Genomic DNA, 23,096 nt, shown 5'->3' with positions numbered 1-23,096 from the left:
GACTAAAAAGCCTATTACTAAGAAAATAGTAGCCAAAAAAGTAGTAAAAAAGAAGCCTGCTGCAAAGAAAACGACAAAAAAGGCCGCCAAAAAATAACTGAGTTATTATGCCACAAACCTTATTGATTGCAGATTTACATCTTATTTCTGATGAGAGCGAGAAAACCAATCTATTTATCAAGTTTTGTCAAGAACAGGCAACTCAGGCGAATCAACTTTTTATTTTGGGTGATTTATTTAATACTTGGCTGGGTGATGATTTATCTATCGATGCTTATTCAAGTGTTATTTCAGTATTAAAAATGCTGAGTAAAACCACCGAGATTTTTATCACAGGGGGAAATCGTGATTTTCTTCTGGGTGATGAATTTGTCAAACAAACAGGTTGTGTTTTATTAAAAACCCCTTACCTGCTTGAAACTGAATATAAAGATTATGTGCTAATTCACGGCGATGAATTGTGCACTGATGATACCAACTATCAAAAATTAAAATCCATTTTACAACACCCGGTTACCAAGTTCATTTTCTTGCATCTACCAACCCAAACTCGCCTAAAACTCAGCGGACAATTACGCAATAAAAGCATAGAAGCACAACAATATAAAACCCGTGAAATTATGGATGTTAGCCAAGCTACTACGGATAAATTAATGCAAAAATACCCAAATGCAGATTTAATTCACGGACACACGCATCGTCAAAATATCCACATAGGTGGGCAATATACGCGTTTTGTTTTGGGTGATTGGGATACTGACAAAGGTAATGCCATCGTCATTGACAAACAATTAAGCCATCTTGAAATTAGATAACTTTAAAGCTGACTGATTTTTCTACTAAATTTACTCGGCCGACTTTTAGTTGCATTTCTTCGTCTAATTCTGGCAATTTTTTAAACTTAATCTGATCCATCATTCCCAATTCAGGAATCATAAACAAAGCTTTATCGCCCCGTATATCAACCACGATACCTGTGCCTGTCCAATCGGAATTTTGCATTAAATAAATACATTTAAAATGGTCTTTACTAAAACGGTCAACTCTGCCAACATCTGCTAACGCCATATTCACTGAGCCAATAATTTCTTTAATTCGACCAACAGACAACATTGGCTTATTATTAATAAAATTAATAATTTGCTGATGTGCCAGTAAATCATAATAGCGACGCATCGGGCTGGTAACGCGTAAATATGCTGATAGTCCCAAACCATAATGCAAGAGTGGTTTTACCGAAGTGGCTGAACGCTTAAAATTTTTAATGGCTAAGAAAGACTCGCTCAATGTTAAGTTGTCTTTTTTGGCTAAAAATTCTTCAGTGAACGAACCTTTATCTTGTAAGGCATACGGCACAGGAATAAGGTTTTCACTGGTCCATTGTGCCATTGCCCGCCCTGCCATCACCATCATTTCAGCTACCAAATCACGGCTATCACTGGTGGCTTGTGGGGCAACAGATACTTTGCCATCAATGAAATTCACATCAACACTGGGTAAATGTAGGTTGATAGCACCTTGATTGTTACGAAATTTTTTATGTAACTCGCCAATCGCTTTAATCTGTGTCAATTCTGTATTTGAACCTTCTTGCAAAAGTACATCCACTTCATTATAGGTGGTGTTAGTCACACAAATCACACTTTGCATTACTTTGATATTATTAATATGCTCTCCGTCAAATTCAAAACTGAATGATAAGGCATCTGATTTATCACTTGCACCCAATGCCGATGCTTTTGTTACTGAAACAGGCAACATATGAATAATCTCATTCGGCAGATAAAAATTAGCACCCCGTTCTTGCGCATACACATCCAAGTCCGAACCAGACGGCACGATATTTGCCACATCTGCCACATGCACCCACAAAGTATCACCCTCAATACTAATCGCATCATCAGCATCGTTTGAGCCGTCATTGTCAATCGCATAACAAGTAAGATGAGTTAAATCAACCCGCTCAATCGTTGGCACTTGCACGGCAATTTCTTCATCTTTTGGAATGTCAAAGCGTGCAGGATACGGATTAAAATTAGGTTCAAAATAATTAATTTTCAACAACAGTTGATACGCTGCATCAGGGCTATTTTCTACGCCAATATGGCTTAAAATTTTCGCCGTTTTTGATTGGTTGAGTGCCACTCGGCTAATCTCTTTTAGATAAGGCTCATCTTGTTTATCAAAAGTATGTTTAGATAAATTATCTATACAATGTGCCAAACTTTCAGCCACCATTTTCTCTGCATCTCGCTTGGCTTGCACGCTTTCAACCTGCGAAGTCGGACGCACAAAAATACTGTCTTTCTGCCAATAAAAATACAGCCCATCTTCCACCAGTAAACACACACACCACGCATTTTGTGCAGTATATTCATTAAATAACCACTCGGTAATTTCTTGCAAGGACAAAGTTTCTTCTTGAAATTCTGCCAGTATAGACAAGTCTGTCTGTAAACAATCTTCAGTAACCTGAGTAAATTCAGGGTGAATAAAACGAAAGTCTTTTTCTCGTACTTTTAGCGTTGAACCATCGGCAAATTCCAACTCAAACTTGCTTTCAATAATATTGGCAATACGCGCAGGTTTGCTCTTGTAGGCAACCAGAGAATTATTCATTAGAAAGTTTTTAGTCGAGTGTTTCGCTATATGCCGCTGAGTCTATCAAGCCGTCAATACTGTCCGCCTTAAATTTCACCAGCCAACCGTCGTCATAACAACTGGTATTTACCAATTCTGGCTCACTATCAAGTGCATCATTGGCTTCAACTACTTCCAAATCAGTCGGTGCATACACACCACTCGCTGCTTTCACAGATTCTACCACGCAAAACTCGTCTTCGGCGCTCACTTCATCACCTTCTCCTGGCAATTCCACAAATACCATATCACCCAATAACGCCTGAGCATGGTCGGTAATGCCCATTGTGTAAGTGCCATCGCCGTTATCCAAAATCCATTCATGGGTTTCAGTGTATTGTCTATCCTCTCTAATATCGCTCATACTCTCATTCTCCTAAACTAAAATTGTTCCATTACGCACAAAAGGCGGTTTGACTATTTTAGCCGATACCTGTTTGTTACGCATCTCAATTTCACACAATCCTGTACTGCCTTTTGGCACACTGGCTAACGCAATCGCTTTGCCCATTGTTGGTGAAAATGTGCCTGATGTTACTTCGCCATCGCCTAGATTGGTCGTTACTTTTTGATGATTACGAATAACGCCTTTGCCCTCTAATACCAAACCGACAATGGTTTTTTCTGTGCCTTGTGCTTTTAAGGCTTCCAACGCCTCACGACCAACAAAAGCACGGTTCTCATTGGATAAATCCACCGTCCAAGTCAGCGCCGCCTCTAAAGGAGACACCGTTTCATTCATCTCCGAACCATACAAACTCATCCCTGCCTCTAAACGCAAAGTATCCCTTGCACCTAATCCACAAGGCTTTACCCCTGCTTCAAGCAACATTTTCCAAGTAAACTCAGCCGATTTTTCAGGCAACATAATTTCAAACCCATCCTCCCCCGTATAACCCGTTCTGGCAATAAATAAATTCCCCACACTGGCAGCATTAAATGGCTTTAATTCGCCACAAATTTCCTCTACACCCCCCATTGCCTGATACACTTTTTCCCGTGCATTGGGCCCTTGTACCGCAATCATTGCCAAATCAAGTTTTGGCTCAACACACACATCAAAACCCTCTGCCTGCCTATTAATCCAAGCAATGTCCTTTTCTGTCGTGCCTGCGTTAATCACCATCCGATAATCCGTATCATTTTGATAATACACAATTAAATCATCCACTACGCCACCCGCTTCATTCAACATGCAACTATAAAGTGCCTTGCCTGGCGTTTTGAGTTTATCCACATCGTTGGCAATCAAAGTTTGCAAGAATTTTTTTGCCTCGCCTCCCTTAAAATCCACCACTGTCATATGCGACACATCAAACATTCCTGCATCATCACGCACTTGATTATGTTCTTCTAATTGTGAACCGTAATTAAGTGGCATCTCCCAGCCACCAAAATCCACCATTTTCCCGCTAGCATTTAAATGTGCCTGATATAAAGGAGTTTGTTTTATCATATTATTTATCCTTAATGTGTTTTGATATCATTGCCACAGTGATTAAAATCAACACCAAAGTCAACCCCATCGTGCCAAAAAGTTTAAAGTCAACCCAAGATTCTTCCGCTTGTTGTGCTAGTAAGCACAAATTTGGTTTAGAATTTTCAAGACAATTAAGCCCACTTAAACCAAAACGCTCTCCATCGCCAAAAAAATTGGCATTTGCCTGAATAGAAGGCAATACATAATAATAAGCGTTAATAATAGCAATGCCAATAAAACCCAAACCCCAAAGCCAAGTTATCCTAGTCCAGATGATATTTGGCAAATGCATCTCTTTACCCAGCATACGCTGCAATAAACTTTTATTACCAATCCATAAACTAGCAATTAAAACTAAGGCAAAAACAATATACAAAACGCTAACCTTCCACATAATAAAAATCGGATTATCAATATAAATAGTCAAACCACCAAACCCAAGCAAAAATGCTAAGCCTACTATTTGTGCTTTTTCGAATTTTCCGCTACGAATACGAGTGATGGCAATTTGCAGTAATACCGCAACACTCATTGCAATAATTGCGGAATACAGCCCTTCTTGTTGATAAAAATGCAAAGTTTTATTTTTATAAACAATAAAAAATAACGCAATCGGGAAAAAATCTAATAAAAATTTCATAAACACTCCTTAGAACAATAAATTTTACCATCTTGCATAATCGCCTCATCCTCAGGAATGTGCGTTTTACAAGTGCTACATGCTACCATCTTATTGCTTGATGGCTGTTGCTCCGTAACACTGCTCGGTTTTCTATATTTTTTAAACAAATAAAACCCTAAAAATACCAATAAAACAACTGCAATAAATCTAATACCCATAACATACTCCAAAAGAATGGAATTTTACCCACGCTTAGTATATAATTTCCCCTTTTTATGTATCTATATTTATTCATTGCCCGGGTGGTGAAATTGGTAGACACACAGGACTTAAAATCCTGCGCCTTCATCGGCGTGCCGGTTCGATTCCGGCCCCGGGCACCATATATTAAAAAAAAGCCTGCATTATTGCAGGCTTTTTTTTGGAGTAAACCCATTGACAAGGTCGAACCTTGTCAATGGGTTAGAACTCAAAGTCTTTGAGGGATAGAATGATATTTTTATTGTTTGCAAATGCAATAGATGCTTGTTTGATGTATTTTTTATACTCATTTAAGCCGTTAGACTCACAAATAATGTTGTCAATCTCAGTTTGGCTGCAAATACCATCGCCAAAATCCGTGTCTAAATATTCCGATAAGCTTGATTTAACTAAATTCTTATTAGCATCAATTTTGTGATGCTTGTGATTTAGATTCACATAAGCAGATAGCGTTGGCAACGCAAAATCGCCATCAAGATGATTAGATTTGAACTTGCCTTGAAACAAAGCCCCATTTCTGCCCTCTTGTTTATTAAAAAACATTGTATAAGAAGTACCTAATTTTTGCATAAATTTTGCAATGCCATTATCCACATTTTGTTTTAATAATAAATGAAAATGATTTGGCAACAAAGCATAAGCAACAACAATAACCAACTTCTCATCTCCATTGACAAGGTCGAACCTTGTCAGGGATTGGCCTTTGGATTTGGAGGTGGTATTGAGCAGGGGGATACTTTTGAAAAAGTAATTGAGTTGTTCTTTGTTGGAAAAAATGTTTCTCTTATCTACACCACGATTAAAGATATGATAGTACTCGCCATTAGTTAAAGGTATTTTTCTTGTTCCCATAACTTGTATTATAATGACAAGGTTCGACCTTGTCAAGGGTGGGGGATTGACAAGGTCGAACCTTGTCAAGGGGGTGAAAAAAAACCCCAGACTAGCGCCTGGGGTTTTTTAAGTGAGATTTAAAACCGAAATTTTAAATCAGACTTCTAACTAAGATTAGAACTTAACATCAAATCTAAGACCTTTGTTAGTAGAGTTCAAAGCCTTGTTATCAGTGTTTGCACCACTAATTTTGCCTAAGTTAGCTGTTAACATACCACCAGATAAAGGACGAGTAAGGATTAACTCCATGCCTGTAACTTTATCTTCAACGGTACTAGCTACTGCATTAGCAAACAATGTGTTCTTAGTAAAGATAGCTTTAACAGTGTTACCCGCTAACTTAGTTTTTACTGCAAGACCTAAGATTTTAGAGAAGTGACCAACATTAGCTGCTGCAGTAGTTGTACCACCACGAGCACCTGTACCAATAAGCATAGAACCTAATGGTGCAAGCTTAGAGTTGTTCTTTGCAGAGGCGAATCCAGTAGCAGTCTTATCGTTCTTAAGTTGTGCGATATCCCAGTTAACACCAGCTACTTTACCACCAACATGGATTAAAGTTACATCTTTGCCTTCTTTTGAATCGTGGTTTTCAGCTGCAACTGAAATACCGTTAAAAGTACCTTTAGCCATCAAGTTGGTCCAACCTTTGGTTGAATGAGCATTATGTTGAAGTTTAACTGTTGTACCTGCAACCTTAGTAGAGGCGAAGATGTTTGTTGAACCAGTTGTATCTTTACTATCATGTGTGTACACGCCAACTTTAGCAGGACCAATTTTAGTTGACAACATTAAAGCATCAGTATTAGATTCACTCTTAGAGAATGCACCTAAACCAACTGTGCCATAGAAGTCACCTGCTTTAATATCAACAGGACCTACTTTAGTTGTAATGTAGAACTGGTGAAGGCTGAGTTTGCTAGTACGAGTGTCAACATCTTGGTCATCTCCACGAGCACTGGCAATTACAGTTGTAGCACCTGATTTACCTTTAAAGTTGATGTTAACACGCTTAGCGTTTTTAGTATTTACATCACTAATACCATTATCAGCATAAGCGATATACGCGTCACCTGTGATAGAAATGTCAGCCATAGAAACTGACGCCATTGTTGCAGCAACTGCTGCGATCATAATTTTTTTCATTATATTATCCTTTTTTGTTAAAAAATATCCCCCGCAAAATTGCGTAAGATAGTGTCATTATAGCCACTTGTTTTTAAATGTCAACACTTATTTGCAAAAAAAATACAAAAATTAGTAAATTTGATAATTATTACTGATTTTTCGTGGCTATATTGTTATTTTTAGCCTTTTATATCAATGGTTTTGTGATTTTGTTGTTTTTATACAACATTAGGAATAAATTTTCTAAAAATCTTATTTTTATTCTAATTTACTTATTACAATAAACAGATGCAGTAAAATTCAGTCATATTATCAATCTTAGAGGGTTATTATGCAAAAAGACATCATTTCAACGGATAAGGCACCGCAGGCTATTGGCACTTATTCACAAGCAATCTCAGTGATGGGCGGGACGACGGTTTATCTGTCGGGGCAAATCCCTTTAATACCTGAGACGATGGAAATGGTTGAAGGTGATATTAGCACTCAAATTCATCAGGTGTTTAAAAACTTAACGGCGGTGTGTGAAGCGGCGGATGGGGATTTGAATAATATTGTAAAACTCAATATTTTCTTGACAGATTTGGGTCATTTTCCGATTGTGAATACCATTATGGCACAATATTTTGCGCAGCCTTATCCTGCTCGTGCGGCAGTGGGTGTCAAAGAATTGCCAAAGGCAGCACAAGTGGAAATGGACGCTGTTTTCGTTAAATAGATGACGCTGTCTGATCCTATTATTTCAATTCACGGATTAGGTCCTAAGGCACGAGATACCCTGAATGCGATTGGCATTTATAATTTGGAGCATTTATTGTTTCATCTGCCATTTCGCTATCAAAATAAAACTCACTTTACCAAATTAAATAAAGCCTGTGTGGGTGATGAAATTTTGGTGCAATTGACGATTGACGATGTGCAAATTATTCCATCACGAACGCATCAAATGCTGTGTTATTTGTCAGGTGAAAATGGGCAACGATTGTTGTTGCGGTTTTTTCATTTTAATCAATATCAGCGAGAGCAACTGACGCGGGGTGATATTATTCAGTGTTTTGGTGAGGTAAAAATCGGCAAAGATGGCTTGGAAATGCACCATCCTGAATATCGGCTGATTTCCAAAGGACAAGCCACTTTATTGGATAAAACACTCAGTCCGATTTACCCATTGACAGGTAATATTCATCAACCGCAGATGAAAAAATGGGTGGACGCGGCAATGGATGCGTTAAAAAACTCGTCATTAGTGGATAATTTTGAGCAGTTTACTCATTCTATGCCGTCGCTGAAACAGGCGTTATCAACCTTGCACCATCCACAGGAAGATGAAGATTTGGATAAAATTGCCCAATTTCGTCATATTGCACAGCAACGATTGATTATTGAAGAGCTTTGCGCGCAACAACTCAGTTTGCTCAAACTCAAAGAACAACGCAAGCAGAAAATTGCCAATATTTTTACTATTAAAGATACACTTTCTAATCAATTACACCAATATTTGGGTTTTGATTTGACTAAGGCGCAACAACGCAGTATCGCAGAAATCAATGTCGATTTATCGTCTAATCATCCTATGTTGCGGTTGTTGCAGGGTGATGTTGGCTCGGGTAAAACCATTGTTGCGGTATTTGCGTGTTTACAGGCAGTGGAAAATGGATTTCAGGCAGTGGTTATGGCGCCGACTGAAATTCTTGCCCATCAACATTTGCAAGGGTTTTCTGATTATTTAAATCCACTCAATATTGAAGTGGCATTTTTGACAGGTTCACAAAATGCTTCTACTCGCAGAGAGCAATTAGAAAAAATCCAATCAGGTGGTGCACAGGTGGTGGTCGGCACACATGCTTTATTTCAAGAGTCGGTAGAGTTTAGCAAACTTGGTTTGGTGATTATTGACGAGCAACATAAATTTGGTGTGCATCAACGCTTGTCTTTGGCACAAAAAGCCCACAATACCCCGCATCAATTAGTGATGACAGCCACCCCAATACCGCGTTCATTGACAATGAGTGCTTATGCTGATTTGGATTCATCTATCATTGATGAACTGCCCCCTGGCAGAACGCCCGTGCAAACCGTAGCACTCAGCAATGAACGAAAAGGTGAAGTGATTGATAAAATCAAGCAAGTGTGCGATGCTAATAATCAAGTATATTGGGTGTGTACTTTGATTGACGAATCGGAAGCATTGCGTGCTGAATCTGCTACCAATACGCATCTTCATTTGCAAGAAAATTTACCTGGATTGTCGGTAGTTTTAATTCACGGTAGAATAAATAAAGACGAAAAAACGGCAATTATGCAACAATTTGAACAAGGGGAAATTAATGTATTAGTGGCAACCACGGTGATTGAAGTCGGTGTAAATGTGCCGAATGCCTCATTAATGGTGATTGAAAACTCAGAACGACTAGGTCTTGCACAATTACACCAATTGCGTGGGCGTGTCGGGCGGGGTAGTGATAAAAGTATTTGTATTTTAATGTATCAACCGCTGTTAAGTCGCAATGCCACCCAGCGTTTAGATATTCTTAGAAAAACTAATGACGGCTTTGCCATTGCTAATAAAGATTTAGAACTTCGAGGTCCAGGCGAAATCCTTGGCACTCAGCAAACGGGTGTTGCCGATATGAAAATTGCGAATGTGGTGCGTGATGGATATTTAATTGAAAAAGCGCGTTCTTATTGTGAACAATTTATGCAAGAAGATACAATCAAGCAACAAGCTTTAATCCTGCGTTGGATTAGCGATGATAAAAGTCAGTATGCCAATACTTAAAGAGACCTTTGCATAAATATGAATAATCATCAAAACGCCATCTTTCATCAAATTACAAACTTTTTAAAAACACCCTTAGCCCTGCTAGGAGTGGATTTAAAAAATTTCCAATTTAATAAAATCTGTCATTTTGCTAATCATCCCTATTTATGCAAAGGTCTCTTAAAGTAAAATACCCTCTATGAATACTGAAAATCTCATTTGGAAAAATTTAGACACGCAAACAGGCATACCTGCATTGGTGAAACCGTGGCTGATTGATGATACTTCGCTGACTAAAAAACTTAAACAAAATTTTGCAAATTTTGCCGTTACTGTGCTGTCGCAAACACAAGGGAAAGCACAGAATAACGAGATGGGTTTAATTCATTCGAATGCTGATTGCATTATTCGTGAAGTGGAATTATTAGGCAATCAACAAGCGGTGGTTTTTGCGCGTTCTATTATCCCAATTACTAACGACACAAAGGATTTGATTGCCATTGGCTCTAGGCCATTGGGGGAAATTTTGTTTAATAATCCTGATATTGTGCGTGGCAAATTGCAAATTACACAATCGGGTAATATTTGGGGTAGGCGTTCCACTTTTACTATTGGGAAAACGCAATTATTAGTTAGTGAGTTCTTTTTGGAGCGTCTTTATGCGTGATGAAATTTTTACCAAGAAAAATGATTTGGTAGATTTCACTTTTGATGCCAGTGTTGCGGCTGTGTTTGATGATATGGTGCGTCGTTCAGTACCTGGTTATCAATCAATGATTGAGATGATTGGCTTGATGGTGGGAAAATATGGGCAGGATAATTCTCAATATTATGACCTTGGTGCTTCCACTGGTGCCACTTCTATTGCGCTTGGTATCAATAATCTACGGCAGGGTAATCGTATTATTGCGGTGGATAATTCCATAGAAATGACGAAAAAATGTGCAGACAATTTGACGGGTAAGATAGAGAATTTTAAAGTGGTTTGTGCTGATATTGAAGACATTGTTATTCAAAATTCTTCAGTTGTGGTGCTTAATCTTACTCTACAATTCATCAAACCTGAACAAAGACAAGCGTTAATTAATAAGATTTACCAAGGCTTAAATAAAGGCGGCGTGCTGATTGTGTCAGAAAAAATTCACTTTAACGATACACAAAAACAAGAGGAAATTGCCAAATTGCATTTAGATTTTAAACGCGCAAATGGTTATAGCGAGATGGAAATTGCTGCCAAAAGACAATCGATTGAAAATGTATTAATAACTGATGATGAGCAAACCCATTTTGGGCGTTTTAGCACCGCAGGATTTGTAAATAGCCTGTGTCATTTTCAATGTCTTAATTTTGCGTCTTTCTTAGCGGTTAAATAAATTTGCAAAAAAAAACTTGTATAATTCAACCATATCCGTAAGCTTGTAGGCAAGCATAATATATGACCCCTACTTGAATTTAGAAAAATTAGGAGAGACCTTTGCATAAATAGGGATGATTAGCAAAATGACAGATTTTATTAAATTGGAAATTTTTTAAATCCACTCCTAGCAGGGCTAAGGGTGTTTTTAAAAAGTTTGTAATTTGATGAAAGATGGCGTTTTGATGATTATTCATATTTATGCAAAGGTCTCTAGGACTAACCTTTTTAAGAAGAGATAATTACTATGCTTTTAATGATTGACAATTACGATTCCTTTACCTATAACCTATTTCAGTATTTTGGTGAGTTGGGGCAGGAGGTTGTCGTCTATCGGAATGATGAAATTAGCGTAACAGAGATTGAAAAACTCAATCCTGAGTTTTTGGTTATTTCGCCTGGTCCTTGCACACCTAATGAAGCGGGGATTTCTATTGAGGCGATTAAATATTTTGCGGGTAAAATTCCGATGCTTGGTGTGTGCTTGGGTTTTCAGGCGATGACACAGGCATTTGGTGGCAAGGTAATTGGGGCTAAAAAAATTATGCACGGCAAGGTGTCGTTGGTGCATCACATTAATAAAGGATTATTTTCTGATTTGAAAAATCCTTTGAATGCCACGCGTTATCATTCTTTGGTGGCTGAACAATCCAGTTTGCCTGAGTGTTTTGAAATTACTGCTTGGACGCAAAATGAGCAAGGGGAAATAGATGAAATTATGGGTATTCGGCATAAGGAAATGATGATTGAAGGGGTGCAATTCCACCCAGAATCTATTTTGACCGAGCAGGGACACGAGATGTTAAACAACTTTTTAAATCAATAAGGATTAAGTATGGAACTTTTAGAATTTTTACTCAATGACGACCAAATATTTACCACGATTACGCTGGTGGTTTTAATCGCCTTGTTTATCGGCAATCTTGTCGCTGACAAGTTAAGAAAATATGAAGAAATTACAGCAACTGAGGCGATTACGCTAATGGATGAAAAAGATTTAATCATCTTGGATGTGCGTGAAGATAAAGAACGAAAGTCGGGTTTTATTGCCAAAGACACGCACATTCCATTAGGGCAGGTCAAGAATAAATTGGGCGAGTTGGATAGCACTAAAAAAATATTGGTTTATTGTCGTAGTGGCTCTCGTTCAGCACATATTGCAGGTATGCTCACTCGCAATGAGTTTGAGCATGTTTACAGTTTAAAAGGCGGTATCAACGCTTGGAAAAAGGCTAATTTTCCTATCAAAATAAAATAAAAGGACACTATGAAAAAGAATTATATTTATTGCTCTGATACTTGCCCATTTTGCCAAAGAGCTTATCAACTATTGGAAAGCAAAGGCATTCCGTTCAAAAAGCATTATGTCAAAGACCAAAACGATTGGAACGAAGTAATGGAAATAACGGGCAGAAATACTGTGCCGCAAATATTCATCAATGGTACGCATATTGGGGGTTTTGATGATTTATACGCTGCCGACCAATCGGGTAAATTAGACGATATCCTCAATGGCTAATCTTTCCATTATTGGTGCAGGTGCTTGGGGTAGTGCGTTGTCCATCGCCCTGTCTGATAATTTTGATACTATTTTTCTGCATACGCATACGCAAGATGAGGTGACTACTTTGCAAGCACAGCACCCTGCTTTATCGGTGAATTATGCTGAGAATGTAGAACTGACCTTTGATTTGTCCAAGATTCAGCATACTGATGGGGTTTTAATTGCCGTGCCGAGTATTGGTTTTTCCGCTACCCTGAAAACCATTAAACCTTTTTTAAGTCATCAGGCGGTTGCTTGGGTTACTAAAGGGTTTGATACAAATGCGGGTTGTTTTTTGCATCAGAGTTTTGAGTCTATTTTGTGTGCGTATTCGCCTTGTGTGATTTCTGGGCCCAGTTTTGCTTTGGAGGTTGCTAATCGTAAACCGACTGCTTTGGTTGTGGCTTCTAAGGATAAAGAAATGCGGGATTACTGGGCGCGGGCATTTAATGCTAATGCACTTAGGGCTTATACCAATGATGATGTGATTGGTGTGGAGGTTGGTGGGGCAGTTAAGAATATTTTGGCTATTGCTTCGGGGATTGCTTCGGGGTTGGGTTATGGTGCAAATACACAGGCGGCTTTAATTACACGGGGGTTGGCTGAGATGATTCGCTTGGGCGTGGCTTTAGGGTCGCAATTGGCTACTTTTAATGGGTTGTCGGGATTGGGCGATTTGGTGTTAACTTGTTCTGATGATTTGTCGAGGAATCGTCGGTTTGGCAAGGAATTGGCGAATAATCAGAGTGCGGAACAGGCGTTAAAGAATGTGGGGGCGACGGTTGAAGGGGTGAATACTTTGGCGTTAGTTTTGTCTATTGCGCGGAAGAATAGTATTGAGATGCCAATTTGTGAGCAAGTTGCACAAGTGATTAATGGTAAATCTACGCCAACTGAAGCGGTTAATTACTTAATGTCAAGAGTGCAAATTCAAGAATGACTCTTGATTTATTAAGACATGGTGAACCTGAAGGTGGTCGCTTATATCGTGGCAACTTAGTCGATAATCCACTTACCGAAAAAGGCTGGCAACAGATGCTAACATCAACTGCTGGTAAGCAGTGGGATTTTATTGCCACTTCACCGATGATCCGCTGTCGGGCATTTGCCCAACATTTATCACAAACACAAAACATTGAGATGAAAATCTTTGAGCAACTAGAAGAAATTGGCTTTGGTGATTGGCAGGGACGCAGTGCACAAGAGATTGGGCAAAAAATAGTTGAAGAATTTAAACAAAATCCGATAAAAAATCGCCCAAAGGGGGCAGAAAATTTATTGAATTTTCAAAAACGCGTGTTGTCAGTATTTAAAAAAATCATACGGATAAAAAACAATCAATCGGCTTTAATTATTGCCCGCGCAGGAGTAATTAGAGTGATTAAATCTCATTTACTTAACTTGCCGATTGAAAAAATGTTTACAATCAAAGTTATTTCTGCCTCTTGTGAACGGTTTGAATTATGAACTTTAAAAAAATAATTTTGGCACTGACTATGACTTGCACTATTACTGCACAGGCAGGTAATACTTGGCGTATCACTTCTTTAATTAATTCACTCAATACGCCAAAATTTGATGAAATAAAAAACATTAAACAAATGAAAATTGCATTTTTTAATTATTTATTGCCGATAGTGGAAGAAGAAAATAACAAAATTAAAGTTGCTCGTTCTTTGATTAAAAATAACCAATTTAGCAAATTTCAGATGAAAAAAATAGCTCAAAAATATCATCTTAAAAAAGTGGATAAATCTGCCTTGTTAACAATGGTAGATATCGTTCCTACTTCTTTAGTATTAGCACAAGCAGCGATTGAATCTAATTGGGGTAGGTCACGGTTTGCTAAACGCTGGAATAACTATTTTGGTATTTGGTGTTTCAGCAAAGGCTGTGGTGTCATGCCTAAAAATCGCAACAAAGGTGCTAAGCACGAAGTAATGAACTTTGCTTCAACTAATAAATCAATCGAATATTACTTGCTCAATCTAAACCGCAACCATGCTTATAAATTGCTCAGACAAATCAGAGCTTACAAACGCAAGCACGGACTAAAACTTACAGGTAAAAGTCTATCCGAAGGCTTGGATAAATATTCAGCGGTTGGTTACAAGTATATTGAGTTGGTGCAAAGTATCATTCGACAAAATAAGTTAAGTCGTTTTGATTGATACTATTTTTAAAAGGTAATGGGACAAAAAAAGTGCGGATAATTGTTTTTTTTAAGCAGACTAAAATGAGCAAGAATTAGTCTAAACAACACCTTCTAGGGTATCTAATAAATCTTCTGGAAGTTCTTTAGGTATTTGATTGGTATGGGAAGCTGTTTTATACGAAGAATATAGTCCAATCTTTGCAAAAGAAATGTCTTCTAAGGATTCTAAAAACCCATTACAAGCAATAGACTGTATTTTTTTACGCCAATTCTTGTCAATTCTTTTACCTCGCAAATGCAAAATATTATCAAGCATATCCATGGAAATATGAATGAGTTCTTCCCCATCCAAAGAGTCCTTATGTTTAAGCAAGATATAAGGAAACCAAGCATATACCTTGAACAAATCTACCGACTTAACTTTAACTGGGTACGAATTTTTGAAGGTTTCATATATTTGAAAAAATGAATTTGTTGCTAATATTTGCACATCTTCTGATATATCAACAGAAATAGCATCCATATAAATGGCTATGCTTTTTCTGTAAATACTTATACTGATATCATCTAGCATTATTGTTGTTTTTGTAAGGGTTTTTCATAGCACCACTTTCAATTCTGTTAAACAAGGTATTTACGAATTTTTCATCTTCCGTGGAGAACCCATTGTCTATCACAGAATAATCGCCACCAGTTTCTTTAGTAAACTTATTCTCTACAATTTCTCTAATTTTATCTTCACTAATAATGTTCATTTTTTTATTCCTCTCTTTTTAAACTGTATTTTGATTTTACACCCTAAAATAGAACGCCTAGGGGATAAATATTAACGTTTTGAATACTGCTCGCTCTTACGCGCTTTCTTATGACCCACTTTCTTACGCTCTACAACTCTTGCATCACGAGTAACAAAGCCTGCTTTACGCAAATCAGGGCGTAAATCATTGTTATATTCCATCAATGCACGGGTAACACCTAAACGAATTGCACCCGCTTGGCCTGTATCGCCACCACCTTTAACAATGATGTTGAAGTCAAATTTGTCTCTCATCTCAACCGTGTCTAACGGCTGATTGATAATCATAGATGAAGTTTCGCGTCCGAAGTACTCGCTCATTGGGCGTTTATTGACGGTAAACACACCTTTACCTTTGGTCATATAAACACGCGCTACCGAGGTTTTTCTTCTGCCTGTTGCATAAAATGTTTCTGTCTTTGCCATAATCTTTTTATTACCTTAAAATTAAATCTCTAGAAGTTGGGGTTGTTGTGCACTATGCGTATGTTCAGCACCTGCAAATACTTTCATCTTTCTGAACATATCTCTGCCCAAAGGACCTTTTGGCAACATACCTCTCACTGCCTTATTAATAATCTCTTCGGGTTTCTTTGCTTGTAAATCTTTAAATGCAATTGATTTTAAATTGCCCACATAACCTGTGTGGTGGTGATACATCTTATCGTCAAATTTCTTACCCGTTACCGTTACCTTTTCTGCATTGATAATAACAATGTAATCACCTGTATCTGTATGCGGTGTGAACTCGGGCTTATGCTTGCCACGAAGACGAGATGCAACTTCTGTTGCCAAACGGCCTAATGTTTTGCCATCAGCATTCACTAATAACCAATCTCTTTTCACTTCATGTGCTTTAGCGCTAAATGTTTTCATATGTCTGTATTCTTACAAAATAATCGGACTATTATAATCATTTTTGAAGTTGGGTGTTGATTATCTCTTAATAATTTATTAATAGAGACCTTTGCATAAATAGGGATGATTAGCAAAATGACAGATTTTATTAAATTGGAAATTTTTTAAATCCACTCCTAGCAGGGCTAAGGGTGTTTTTAAAAGTTTGTAATTTGATGAAAGATGGCGTTTTGATGATTATTCATATTTATGCAAAGGTCTCTAATAAAGTATCATACTCACTATGATTAATTCACATGCACATCTTGATTTTGAGGAAGTAACTGGTATTGTCGAAAATGCAGTCGCTATTGTTCCGAGTGTTGGTAGTCAAAATTGGACGGCTGTGCAATCGTATCCCTATTTTGCATTAGGTATTCATCCGTGGATGGTGGAATACCACGAGCAACAGGATTTAGAGCAGTTGGAATATCTGATTAAATGTAATAATCCCGTTGCTATTGGTGAGTTTGGCTTGGATTATGCACGAGATATTGACAAAAAAGAACAATTGCATTTTTTTACTTCACAATTAAAATTAGCACAACGCTATGACTTGCCAGTGATTATTCACGCGGTTAAATCTACTGAAGATGTGATTTTTCTCTTGAAAAAATATCCAAAGGTGGTGGGGGAAATCCACGGTTTTTCAGGTAGCGAACAACAAGCAATTACTTTAATCTCAATGGGTTTTTATTTGGGCTTTGGACTACAAGTTACTAATCCAAAATCGACTCGTTTGCAAAAAATTGTAAAAGCCCTACCGATAGAATCACTGCTTATTGAAACTGATGACCATCCCAATGCACAAGATTTATCCTTAGTTGCTGAAACTATTGCCGAAATTAAACAAATTTCAGTGGAAAAATTGGTTGCACAATGTGATAATAACGCCATCTCACTTTTTAGGTTGCAATAATGAGTGGAAGTTGTGCACGCACAGAAATATTACTCGGTCAGCAAGGCTTGGCTCGTTTAGCAGAATCGCACATACTCATTGCTGGATTGGGTGGTGTGGGTGGTGCTTGTGCTGAAGCACTCTGTAGGGCGGGGGTTGGCACTTTGACTTTGGTGGACTTTGATATTATTGAACGCACCGACTTAAATCGACAATTAGTGGCACTCAATTCAACGCTCGGACTCAACAAAATTGATGTCCTTGCCGATAGACTACACGATATCAGCCCCGACACTATGATTATCAAACGCAACGAATTTATTGACCGTAACAAAGCACAAGCCATCGCAGTAGCAGAAGATTTGGATTTTGTCGCAGATTGTATTGATGCAATTGCCTACAAAACGGTATTGATTAACAGTTGCAACCAGTCAGGCAAACCGATTATTTCCAGTATGGGTGCAGGCGGACGATTAGACCCGACCAAAGTTAAAATCTCACACATGGATAAAACCGAAAACTGTGCCTTAGCACGAGAAATGCGCAAACAGCTGCGACGCATCAGAGCATCAATGAAATTTCCCGTTGTGCATTCCACCGAAGTGCCAATTAAGGCATTACCCCATCAAGCAGTTACTGCCACCGACACTGCCCCAACAGGAAGACCAAGGGCTGTGAATGGTGCTATTTCTTATATGCCAAATATTTTTGGTTTAATGATGGCAGGACATATAATACAGACTTTAATTAAAGAATAATAAAAGGGCAATAACAATGGTAAGCACTGAAACTCCAATTTGTGACTTCAATATTCCTGCGATTGATTTTAACCTCAAAGGTACTGATGGAAAAATATACAATTTAGCCAATTGCCGAGGTGAGAATGGATTACTAATAATGTTTATTTGCAACCACTGCCCGTATGTCAAAGCCATTATTGGCCGCATCATTCGTGATACCAAAGAACTCAAAAAATCAGGTCTGAATGCTGTAGCAATTATGTCAAACAACCCTGATGAATATGAAGCCGATTCTTTTGATAATATGCAAAAAATTGCCAAAGAAATGGATTTTTCTTTCCCTTATTTAATTGATGAAACTCAAGAAGTTGCCAAAGCCTACGGTGCAGTTTGCACTCCAGATTTTTTTGGCTATAACGCCAATTTAGAATTACAATACCGTGGCAGACTTGATGCATCACGCAAAGAATCCGCGGACGCTGATGTGAAACGCGATTTGTTTGAAGCTATGCACCAAGTGGCAACTACAGGGCAAGGTCCAAAACAACAAAGCCCTTCAATAGGATGTTCGATTAAATGGAGACCTTTGCATAAATAGGGATGATTAGCAAAATGACAGATTTTATTAAATTGGAAATCTTTTAAATCCACTCCTAGCAGGGCTAAGGGTGTTTTTAAAAAGTTTGTAATTTGATGAAAGATGGCGTTTTGATGATTATTCATATTTATGCAAAGGTCTCAAATGGTATTAAACTAACCTTTAGAACAAAAAGTTGTTTGCATATTGACCATTAATGTCAATATTTTTGCGTCTTTTACCCTACATAAAACCTTATTACCTTCGCGTCGCGATTCAACAATGCCTTTAGCTCTAAGAATATCAATATGCTGAGAAACATTAGATTGACAAGTACCGATTTTCTCACCGATTTTAAATACAGGTAATTCATCATTTTGTAATACACATAGAATTTTTAAACGCAGTGGGTGTGCCATCGCTTTTAAAGCTTTTGCAGCTCTTTCAACATCTTCGTCCTTTTTTAATAATTCTATGTTATTTATCATTTTTAAAAAGACCACCTCAAGGGTGGTCTTTCATTCTCTTTAACTATAGAATACTAATTATTACGGCTTAACCAAGCTGTTAATAACTTAATTTGTAATGGTGTTAATCTATTTTTATGTGCTGGCATGACACCGTTTCTACCTTTGGTAATAGTCGTTTTAATACTGTCTAAATCACCCCCGTAAATCCAAGCGCTGTCACCTAGATTAGGTGCGCCAACTATTGGATTTCCTTGTAAATTTGCACCATGGCAAGCGATACAGAATTGCTGAAATTTTGCCTTTCCAGCGACATGTTGACCCTTAACATAGGTATTGTCGGCAATACTTTTTACATAATTAGCAACCTTATTAACACCCTCTTCACCCAATACGGGGCCCCACGATGGCATTATCGCCTTTCTTCCATGGGTAATAGTTTGCGTAATTTGTTCAACTGAACCACCCCAAATCCAAGCGTTATCCATTAAATTAGGGAAATTCATTTGACCTTCTGCACTATCAGTATGACAAGAGGCACAATACTGTGCAAAAGTATTGCTCGCCAACTTCATTGCATCGGCATTAAATTGCAAAGCAACCATATCTGAACGCTTTAACATATCAAGCTCTTTGTAATATTCATCATCAATATTTTCTTTATGCTTAACATACTCTTTTACATTACTTGAACCAAGCAGACCTTTATAATTACCAAAACTTGGGTAAAAAATCATATATATTATTGCAAAAATTGCCGCACTAATGCCCAACCAAAACCACCATGCTGGTGCTGGATTAGTGCCCTCTTCTAAGGTCTCATCCCAACTCACATCATGAACATCTGATGCTTTACTAAAATAGATACTAATACCCAATGTTAATAAATAAATTAAACCACCAGCCGTTAATATAACGACGACACTCTGCCAAAAAAAAGGTAAATTAGCCATGTTTCTCTCCTGTTACTTCTTCCTCGTCAAATAAAGGAATATTCATACAATAATCTTGCGCTTCTTTGCTTTGTTTCATTGACATCCGCATAACCAAGGCAATCATAAACCCCATGGCTACTATATCACCAATCAAAATAAACTGCCACATTAGCGAAAAGTCCCTAACACTTGTAAATAGGCAATCACTGCCTCTAACTCTGTCTTACCGCTAATCGCCTGCTCTGCTTGTTCAATTTCTGCGTCCGTGTAAGGGTGTCCATACCACTTAAGTAATTCCAATTTGGCAGTAATATCCTTTGCATCAACCTTATTTTTAGCCAACCAAGGGTAAGCAGGCATAATAGAGGCAGGCACAACCGATCTCGGGTTAGTCAAATGCAATTCATGCCATTTATCACTATATTTACCGCCCACTCTGCCTAAGTCAGGTCCTGTGCGTTTCGAGCCCCACAAAAATGGTCTGTCATAAATATGCTCGCCCGCCACTGAAGCCTGACCATAACGCATTACTTCTGCCACCAAAGGTCTAATTTGCTGGGAGTGACAACCGACACAACCTTCACGAATATAAATATCTCTACCTGTTAATTGTAAAGCGGTATAAGGTTTCACATTTTCTGTACCTTTGTGCAAAGACTCATCAAATAAATTCGGTACAATTTGTACAAAGCCACCAATCATGGAGACAATCAAAATACCAAACATTAATAAGGCTGAATTACTTTCAATAGTTCTGTGTAGTTTTAACATTTAAACTCTCCTAAATTTCGTTGCCTGGGTGGACTTTTGGTATTTTCACCAAAACGGGTAAATTATGCTTGCTCATAGCGTAAGTCCGATACAAATTATAAGTCATTAACAATGCACCTGACAAGAACATCAAGCCACCAGCTAAACGCATCCAGTGATAAGGGATAGTCGTCAGCATAATATCAACAAAACTATAACTTAATTGCCCATAATCATCAATCGCTAAATTCATAATGCCTTGTGCTACACCTGATGCCCATAACGCGACAATATAAACCAGAACACCCATCAATGCCAACCAAAAATGTATATTTGCCAAACGCTTACTGTATAAACCAGTTGCACCCACTAACTTAGGCACTAGAAAATAAATCGTGCCAAAGGTAACAAAGGCGTTCCAGCCAAGTGCCCCTGAATGCACATGTCCTACTGTCCAATCGGTGTAATGACTGATAACATTCACACTTTTGATTGCCAACATCGGACCTTCAAAAGTAGATAAGGCATAAAAAATCATTGATACCACAACAAACTTCATTCCTGGGTCGGTGCGTAATTTATCCCAAGCGCCACTCATGGTCATTACCGCATTCAACATCGTTGCCCAAGAAGGTAGGATTAAAATTATACTCATTACTAATGCTACAGTCATTAGCCAATCAGGGATTGAAGTGTAATGTAAGTGATGTGGTCCTACCCAAATATAGGTATAAACAAATGCCCAAAAAGCAATAACTGATAGACGATAACTCCAAACAGGTCTGCCCGCTTGTTTTGGCAATGTGTAATAAAACATACCTAAAAAGCCTGCCGTTAAGAAAAATCCCACTGCGTTATGCCCATACCACCATTGTACGATTGCATCTTGTGCACCTTCGTAAACAGGATATGCTTGAGTCCAGCTATAAGGTATTGCCAAATTATTTACAATATGCAACATTGCTATCACAATAATTAATGCACCATAAAACCAATTAGACACATAAATTGGGCGAATTTTTCGAGTAGCGAGTGTACCGAAAAATACAATGCCAAAACTTACCCAAACAATAGCAACGGCAACATCAACTGGCCATTCAAACTCAGCATATTCTTTAGTAGAGGTGTAACCCATTAACAAACTGGCGACACCTACTGCCACACCAATTTGCCAACCAATTGCTACAACCCATGCTAATTTTGGCGAAAACAAACGCACATGACAGGTGCGTTGCACACTATAAAATGCAGTTGCAATCAATGCTGAACCGCCAAAACCAAAAATAACCGCATTGGTATGGAACGGACGCAAACGCCCAAAGGTAATTTCTGCAATATCAAAATTCAACCATGGCATCACCAGTTCAGATGCCAAATAAGCACCTGCACTCATACCAATAATCGCCCAAATCATGGTGCAAAATATCAGGAAAACAGTGGCAGAATCCGTATAGTAAATATCTTTATTCATAAAATTAAACTCCTAAATTAGGGCCGATACCGTGAACCCAAGCAATGGCACTAATGCCTAATAAAGAGATACCGGCAGTTGATATAAAACCAAACAGCGAACATCCCATAAAAATACCTCGATCATAATCCGTTTTTAATAACACAGGAATGGAAGCAAATATCAAGTAACCACTTAATGCAAAAATGGGGGAAAGCACAATGACATGGAATAAAATTGAAGGATATAAATGCGCTATACCGCCTAACATAATCGGTGTGGTAACCACGGTAACCACAGCAAAAGCATCTTTTAAAGTTGCCTTAGGTGCATAGACAGTGGACATCCATTTAATTGTCAATGCGGTAATAAAAAAACCAGCAATAAGTGCTAAGAAATAAAAAATAGTAATAGCGATTGATTCTGTCAATGGCAAACGAATGGGGTCACCAATACCGAGTGACCAACCGTAATAATGCATACCCAAAAAAGCACTAATAGGTGGAATAAGAATTAACCAAAACGAAAACCCAAAAAATAACTGGGCTGGGGAATATTGTGAATCGGCTAAACGCTGAATACTTTTTTGAATCATAACCTTGCTCTCTTTATGGTTGAATACGATAAATTATACTAAAAAGTGTACTTTTTTCTCTAACATTTTTTAAATATGTTTAAGAACATTATA

The 23,096-nt window shown here is 38.0% G+C and carries 33 protein-coding genes and 1 tRNA gene; 16 read left to right on the top strand and 18 right to left on the bottom strand.

The window, feature by feature from the left end; all coding sequences use genetic code 11:
* Positions 1–107 precede the first annotated feature (107 nt).
* Complete coding sequence (locus AB8525_RS07260) at positions 108–815, top strand: UDP-2,3-diacylglucosamine diphosphatase (protein ID WP_369150478.1); 708 nt, start codon at positions 108–110, stop codon at positions 813–815.
* Here the strand turns inward: AB8525_RS07260 and AB8525_RS07255 are convergent.
* From AB8525_RS07255 to AB8525_RS07235, 5 genes are read right to left on the bottom strand one after another with little or no spacing between them, the layout of a single operon-like run.
* The gene (locus AB8525_RS07255; RefSeq protein WP_369177148.1) at positions 808–2,619 is read right to left on the bottom strand and encodes a ribonuclease catalytic domain-containing protein; all 1,812 of its coding nucleotides are present in this window, start codon (positions 2,617–2,619) and stop codon (positions 808–810) included. The two genes, AB8525_RS07260 and AB8525_RS07255, sit on opposite strands and share 8 nt — an antisense overlap.
* 10 nt (positions 2,620–2,629) lie before the next feature.
* Positions 2,630–3,004 carry a glycine cleavage system protein GcvH gene (gene gcvH / locus AB8525_RS07250; protein ID WP_369150472.1) on the bottom strand — a complete coding sequence of 125 codons (375 nt, stop codon included), beginning with the start codon at positions 3,002–3,004 and terminating at the stop codon, positions 2,630–2,632.
* A 12-nt stretch (positions 3,005–3,016) separates the two neighbouring features.
* Positions 3,017–4,096, bottom strand: coding sequence for a glycine cleavage system aminomethyltransferase GcvT (gene gcvT, locus AB8525_RS07245; protein WP_369177146.1), 1,080 nt, complete (start codon positions 4,094–4,096; stop codon positions 3,017–3,019).
* Position 4,097: 1 nt separating this feature from the next.
* Positions 4,098–4,760 (bottom strand): inner membrane-spanning protein YciB, encoded by a 663-nt coding sequence (locus AB8525_RS07240; protein WP_369177144.1) that lies wholly within the window; start codon positions 4,758–4,760, stop codon positions 4,098–4,100.
* Positions 4,757–4,960: a PP0621 family protein gene (locus AB8525_RS07235; RefSeq protein ID WP_369150468.1), complete on the bottom strand. Its 204-nt coding sequence runs from the start codon at positions 4,958–4,960 to the stop codon at positions 4,757–4,759. Before AB8525_RS07235 ends, AB8525_RS07240 begins: the two co-directional genes overlap by 4 nt.
* A gap of 78 nt (positions 4,961–5,038) precedes the next feature.
* On the opposite strand from AB8525_RS07235, the gene AB8525_RS07230 reads away from it, so the two are divergent.
* Positions 5,039–5,125 (top strand) — tRNA-Leu (locus tag AB8525_RS07230).
* A 79-nt stretch (positions 5,126–5,204) separates the two neighbouring features.
* Here AB8525_RS07230 and AB8525_RS07225 read toward each other — a convergent pair.
* The gene (locus tag AB8525_RS07225; protein ID WP_369177143.1) at positions 5,205–5,855 is read right to left on the bottom strand and encodes a transposase; all 651 of its coding nucleotides are present in this window, start codon (positions 5,853–5,855) and stop codon (positions 5,205–5,207) included.
* Between the two features lie 156 nt (positions 5,856–6,011).
* On the bottom strand, positions 6,012–7,031 hold the full coding sequence (locus AB8525_RS07220; RefSeq protein ID WP_369177141.1) for a hypothetical protein: 1,020 nt from the start codon (positions 7,029–7,031) through the stop codon (positions 6,012–6,014).
* A 325-nt stretch (positions 7,032–7,356) separates the two neighbouring features.
* Here AB8525_RS07220 and AB8525_RS07215 point away from each other — a divergent pair, with 325 nt between their 5' ends.
* Genes AB8525_RS07215 through cmoA form a run of 5 tightly spaced genes read left to right on the top strand, consistent with a single transcriptional unit; the run spans position 7,357 to position 11,159 of the window.
* The gene (locus AB8525_RS07215) at positions 7,357–7,743 is read left to right on the top strand and encodes a RidA family protein (RefSeq protein ID WP_369150461.1); all 387 of its coding nucleotides are present in this window, start codon (positions 7,357–7,359) and stop codon (positions 7,741–7,743) included.
* Entirely contained in the window at positions 7,744–9,804 is a 2,061-nt protein-coding gene (recG, locus tag AB8525_RS07210; protein ID WP_369177139.1) for an ATP-dependent DNA helicase RecG, read from the top strand.
* An 18-nt stretch (positions 9,805–9,822) separates the two neighbouring features.
* Complete coding sequence (locus tag AB8525_RS07205) at positions 9,823–9,975, top strand: hypothetical protein (protein WP_369150457.1); 153 nt, start codon at positions 9,823–9,825, stop codon at positions 9,973–9,975.
* Positions 9,976–9,985: 10 nt separating this feature from the next.
* Complete coding sequence (locus tag AB8525_RS07200) at positions 9,986–10,453, top strand: chorismate lyase (RefSeq protein WP_369177137.1); 468 nt, start codon at positions 9,986–9,988, stop codon at positions 10,451–10,453.
* Positions 10,446–11,159, top strand: coding sequence for a carboxy-S-adenosyl-L-methionine synthase CmoA (gene cmoA, locus AB8525_RS07195; RefSeq protein ID WP_369150454.1), 714 nt, complete (start codon positions 10,446–10,448; stop codon positions 11,157–11,159). Before AB8525_RS07200 ends, cmoA begins: the two co-directional genes overlap by 8 nt.
* Positions 11,160–11,247: 88 nt before the next feature.
* Here cmoA and AB8525_RS07190 read toward each other — a convergent pair whose 3' ends face one another.
* The gene (locus AB8525_RS07190) at positions 11,248–11,397 is read right to left on the bottom strand and encodes a hypothetical protein (protein ID WP_369150451.1); all 150 of its coding nucleotides are present in this window, start codon (positions 11,395–11,397) and stop codon (positions 11,248–11,250) included.
* Between the two features lie 50 nt (positions 11,398–11,447).
* Here AB8525_RS07190 and AB8525_RS07185 point away from each other — a divergent pair, with 50 nt between their 5' ends.
* From AB8525_RS07185 to AB8525_RS07160, 6 genes are read left to right on the top strand one after another with little or no spacing between them, the layout of a single operon-like run.
* Entirely contained in the window at positions 11,448–12,026 is a 579-nt protein-coding gene (locus tag AB8525_RS07185; RefSeq protein WP_369150449.1) for an aminodeoxychorismate/anthranilate synthase component II, read from the top strand.
* A gap of 9 nt (positions 12,027–12,035) precedes the next feature.
* A complete protein-coding gene (locus tag AB8525_RS07180; protein ID WP_369150447.1) occupies positions 12,036–12,458 on the top strand; it encodes a rhodanese-like domain-containing protein in 423 nt (140 codons plus the stop codon).
* Positions 12,459–12,467: 9 nt separating this feature from the next.
* Positions 12,468–12,719: a glutaredoxin 3 gene (grxC, locus tag AB8525_RS07175; protein ID WP_369177135.1), complete on the top strand. Its 252-nt coding sequence runs from the start codon at positions 12,468–12,470 to the stop codon at positions 12,717–12,719.
* Positions 12,712–13,683, top strand: a complete 972-nt coding sequence (locus AB8525_RS07170; protein ID WP_369150442.1) for an NAD(P)H-dependent glycerol-3-phosphate dehydrogenase — start codon at positions 12,712–12,714, stop codon at positions 13,681–13,683. Before grxC ends, AB8525_RS07170 begins: the two co-directional genes overlap by 8 nt.
* On the top strand, positions 13,680–14,210 hold the full coding sequence (locus tag AB8525_RS07165; RefSeq protein WP_369177133.1) for a histidine phosphatase family protein: 531 nt from the start codon (positions 13,680–13,682) through the stop codon (positions 14,208–14,210). The genes AB8525_RS07170 and AB8525_RS07165 overlap by 4 nt, the downstream gene beginning before the upstream one ends.
* A complete protein-coding gene (locus AB8525_RS07160) occupies positions 14,207–14,914 on the top strand; it encodes a glucosaminidase domain-containing protein (RefSeq protein ID WP_369177131.1) in 708 nt (235 codons plus the stop codon). The genes AB8525_RS07165 and AB8525_RS07160 overlap by 4 nt, the downstream gene beginning before the upstream one ends.
* Positions 14,915–14,995: 81 nt before the next feature.
* Here AB8525_RS07160 and AB8525_RS07155 read toward each other — a convergent pair whose 3' ends face one another.
* From AB8525_RS07155 to rplM, 4 genes are all read right to left on the bottom strand, one after another.
* Positions 14,996–15,472, bottom strand: a complete 477-nt coding sequence (locus AB8525_RS07155) for a hypothetical protein (RefSeq protein ID WP_369177129.1) — start codon at positions 15,470–15,472, stop codon at positions 14,996–14,998.
* A complete protein-coding gene (locus AB8525_RS07150; protein ID WP_369177127.1) occupies positions 15,462–15,653 on the bottom strand; it encodes a hypothetical protein in 192 nt (63 codons plus the stop codon). The genes AB8525_RS07155 and AB8525_RS07150 overlap by 11 nt, the downstream gene beginning before the upstream one ends.
* 71 nt (positions 15,654–15,724) lie before the next feature.
* A complete protein-coding gene (gene rpsI, locus AB8525_RS07145) occupies positions 15,725–16,120 on the bottom strand; it encodes a 30S ribosomal protein S9 (RefSeq protein WP_369150437.1) in 396 nt (131 codons plus the stop codon).
* A 21-nt stretch (positions 16,121–16,141) separates the two neighbouring features.
* Positions 16,142–16,570 (bottom strand): 50S ribosomal protein L13, encoded by a 429-nt coding sequence (gene rplM, locus AB8525_RS07140; protein ID WP_369177125.1) that lies wholly within the window; start codon positions 16,568–16,570, stop codon positions 16,142–16,144.
* A gap of 265 nt (positions 16,571–16,835) precedes the next feature.
* Between rplM and AB8525_RS07135 the strand changes: the two genes are divergently transcribed.
* Genes AB8525_RS07135 through AB8525_RS07125 form a run of 3 tightly spaced genes read left to right on the top strand, consistent with a single transcriptional unit; the run spans position 16,836 to position 18,827 of the window.
* A complete protein-coding gene (locus AB8525_RS07135) occupies positions 16,836–17,510 on the top strand; it encodes a TatD family hydrolase (RefSeq protein WP_369177123.1) in 675 nt (224 codons plus the stop codon).
* A complete protein-coding gene (locus AB8525_RS07130) occupies positions 17,510–18,247 on the top strand; it encodes a ThiF family adenylyltransferase (RefSeq protein ID WP_369177121.1) in 738 nt (245 codons plus the stop codon). Before AB8525_RS07135 ends, AB8525_RS07130 begins: the two co-directional genes overlap by 1 nt.
* Positions 18,248–18,263: 16 nt before the next feature.
* Complete coding sequence (locus AB8525_RS07125; RefSeq protein WP_369177120.1) at positions 18,264–18,827, top strand: thioredoxin family protein; 564 nt, start codon at positions 18,264–18,266, stop codon at positions 18,825–18,827.
* Between the two features lie 155 nt (positions 18,828–18,982).
* Here AB8525_RS07125 and AB8525_RS07120 read toward each other — a convergent pair whose 3' ends face one another.
* From AB8525_RS07120 to AB8525_RS07095, 6 genes are read right to left on the bottom strand one after another with little or no spacing between them, the layout of a single operon-like run.
* A complete protein-coding gene (locus tag AB8525_RS07120; protein ID WP_369177118.1) occupies positions 18,983–19,294 on the bottom strand; it encodes an ArsR/SmtB family transcription factor in 312 nt (103 codons plus the stop codon).
* 53 nt (positions 19,295–19,347) lie between these two features.
* Entirely contained in the window at positions 19,348–20,226 is an 879-nt protein-coding gene (ccoP, locus tag AB8525_RS07115; RefSeq protein WP_369150425.1) for a cytochrome-c oxidase, cbb3-type subunit III, read from the bottom strand.
* On the bottom strand, positions 20,219–20,377 hold the full coding sequence (locus AB8525_RS07110; RefSeq protein ID WP_369150423.1) for a hypothetical protein: 159 nt from the start codon (positions 20,375–20,377) through the stop codon (positions 20,219–20,221). Before AB8525_RS07110 ends, ccoP begins: the two co-directional genes overlap by 8 nt.
* Positions 20,377–20,979 carry a cytochrome-c oxidase, cbb3-type subunit II gene (ccoO, locus tag AB8525_RS07105; protein ID WP_369150422.1) on the bottom strand — a complete coding sequence of 201 codons (603 nt, stop codon included), beginning with the start codon at positions 20,977–20,979 and terminating at the stop codon, positions 20,377–20,379. The genes AB8525_RS07110 and ccoO overlap by 1 nt, the downstream gene beginning before the upstream one ends.
* Before the next feature lie 10 nt (positions 20,980–20,989).
* Positions 20,990–22,429, bottom strand: a complete 1,440-nt coding sequence (gene ccoN / locus AB8525_RS07100; protein WP_369177116.1) for a cytochrome-c oxidase, cbb3-type subunit I — start codon at positions 22,427–22,429, stop codon at positions 20,990–20,992.
* Between the two features lie 4 nt (positions 22,430–22,433).
* Positions 22,434–23,003, bottom strand: coding sequence for a Yip1 family protein (locus AB8525_RS07095; RefSeq protein ID WP_369177114.1), 570 nt, complete (start codon positions 23,001–23,003; stop codon positions 22,434–22,436).
* Positions 23,004–23,096: the final 93 nt, after the last annotated feature.

The sequence above is a fragment of the Candidatus Thiodubiliella endoseptemdiera genome, from assembly GCF_964212635.1.
Classification (GTDB): Bacteria; Pseudomonadota; Gammaproteobacteria; order PS1; family Pseudothioglobaceae; genus Thiodubiliella; species Thiodubiliella endoseptemdiera.
Note: the sequence above shows the minus strand (reverse complement) of the source record. Positions and strands in the feature narration are given on the sequence as shown.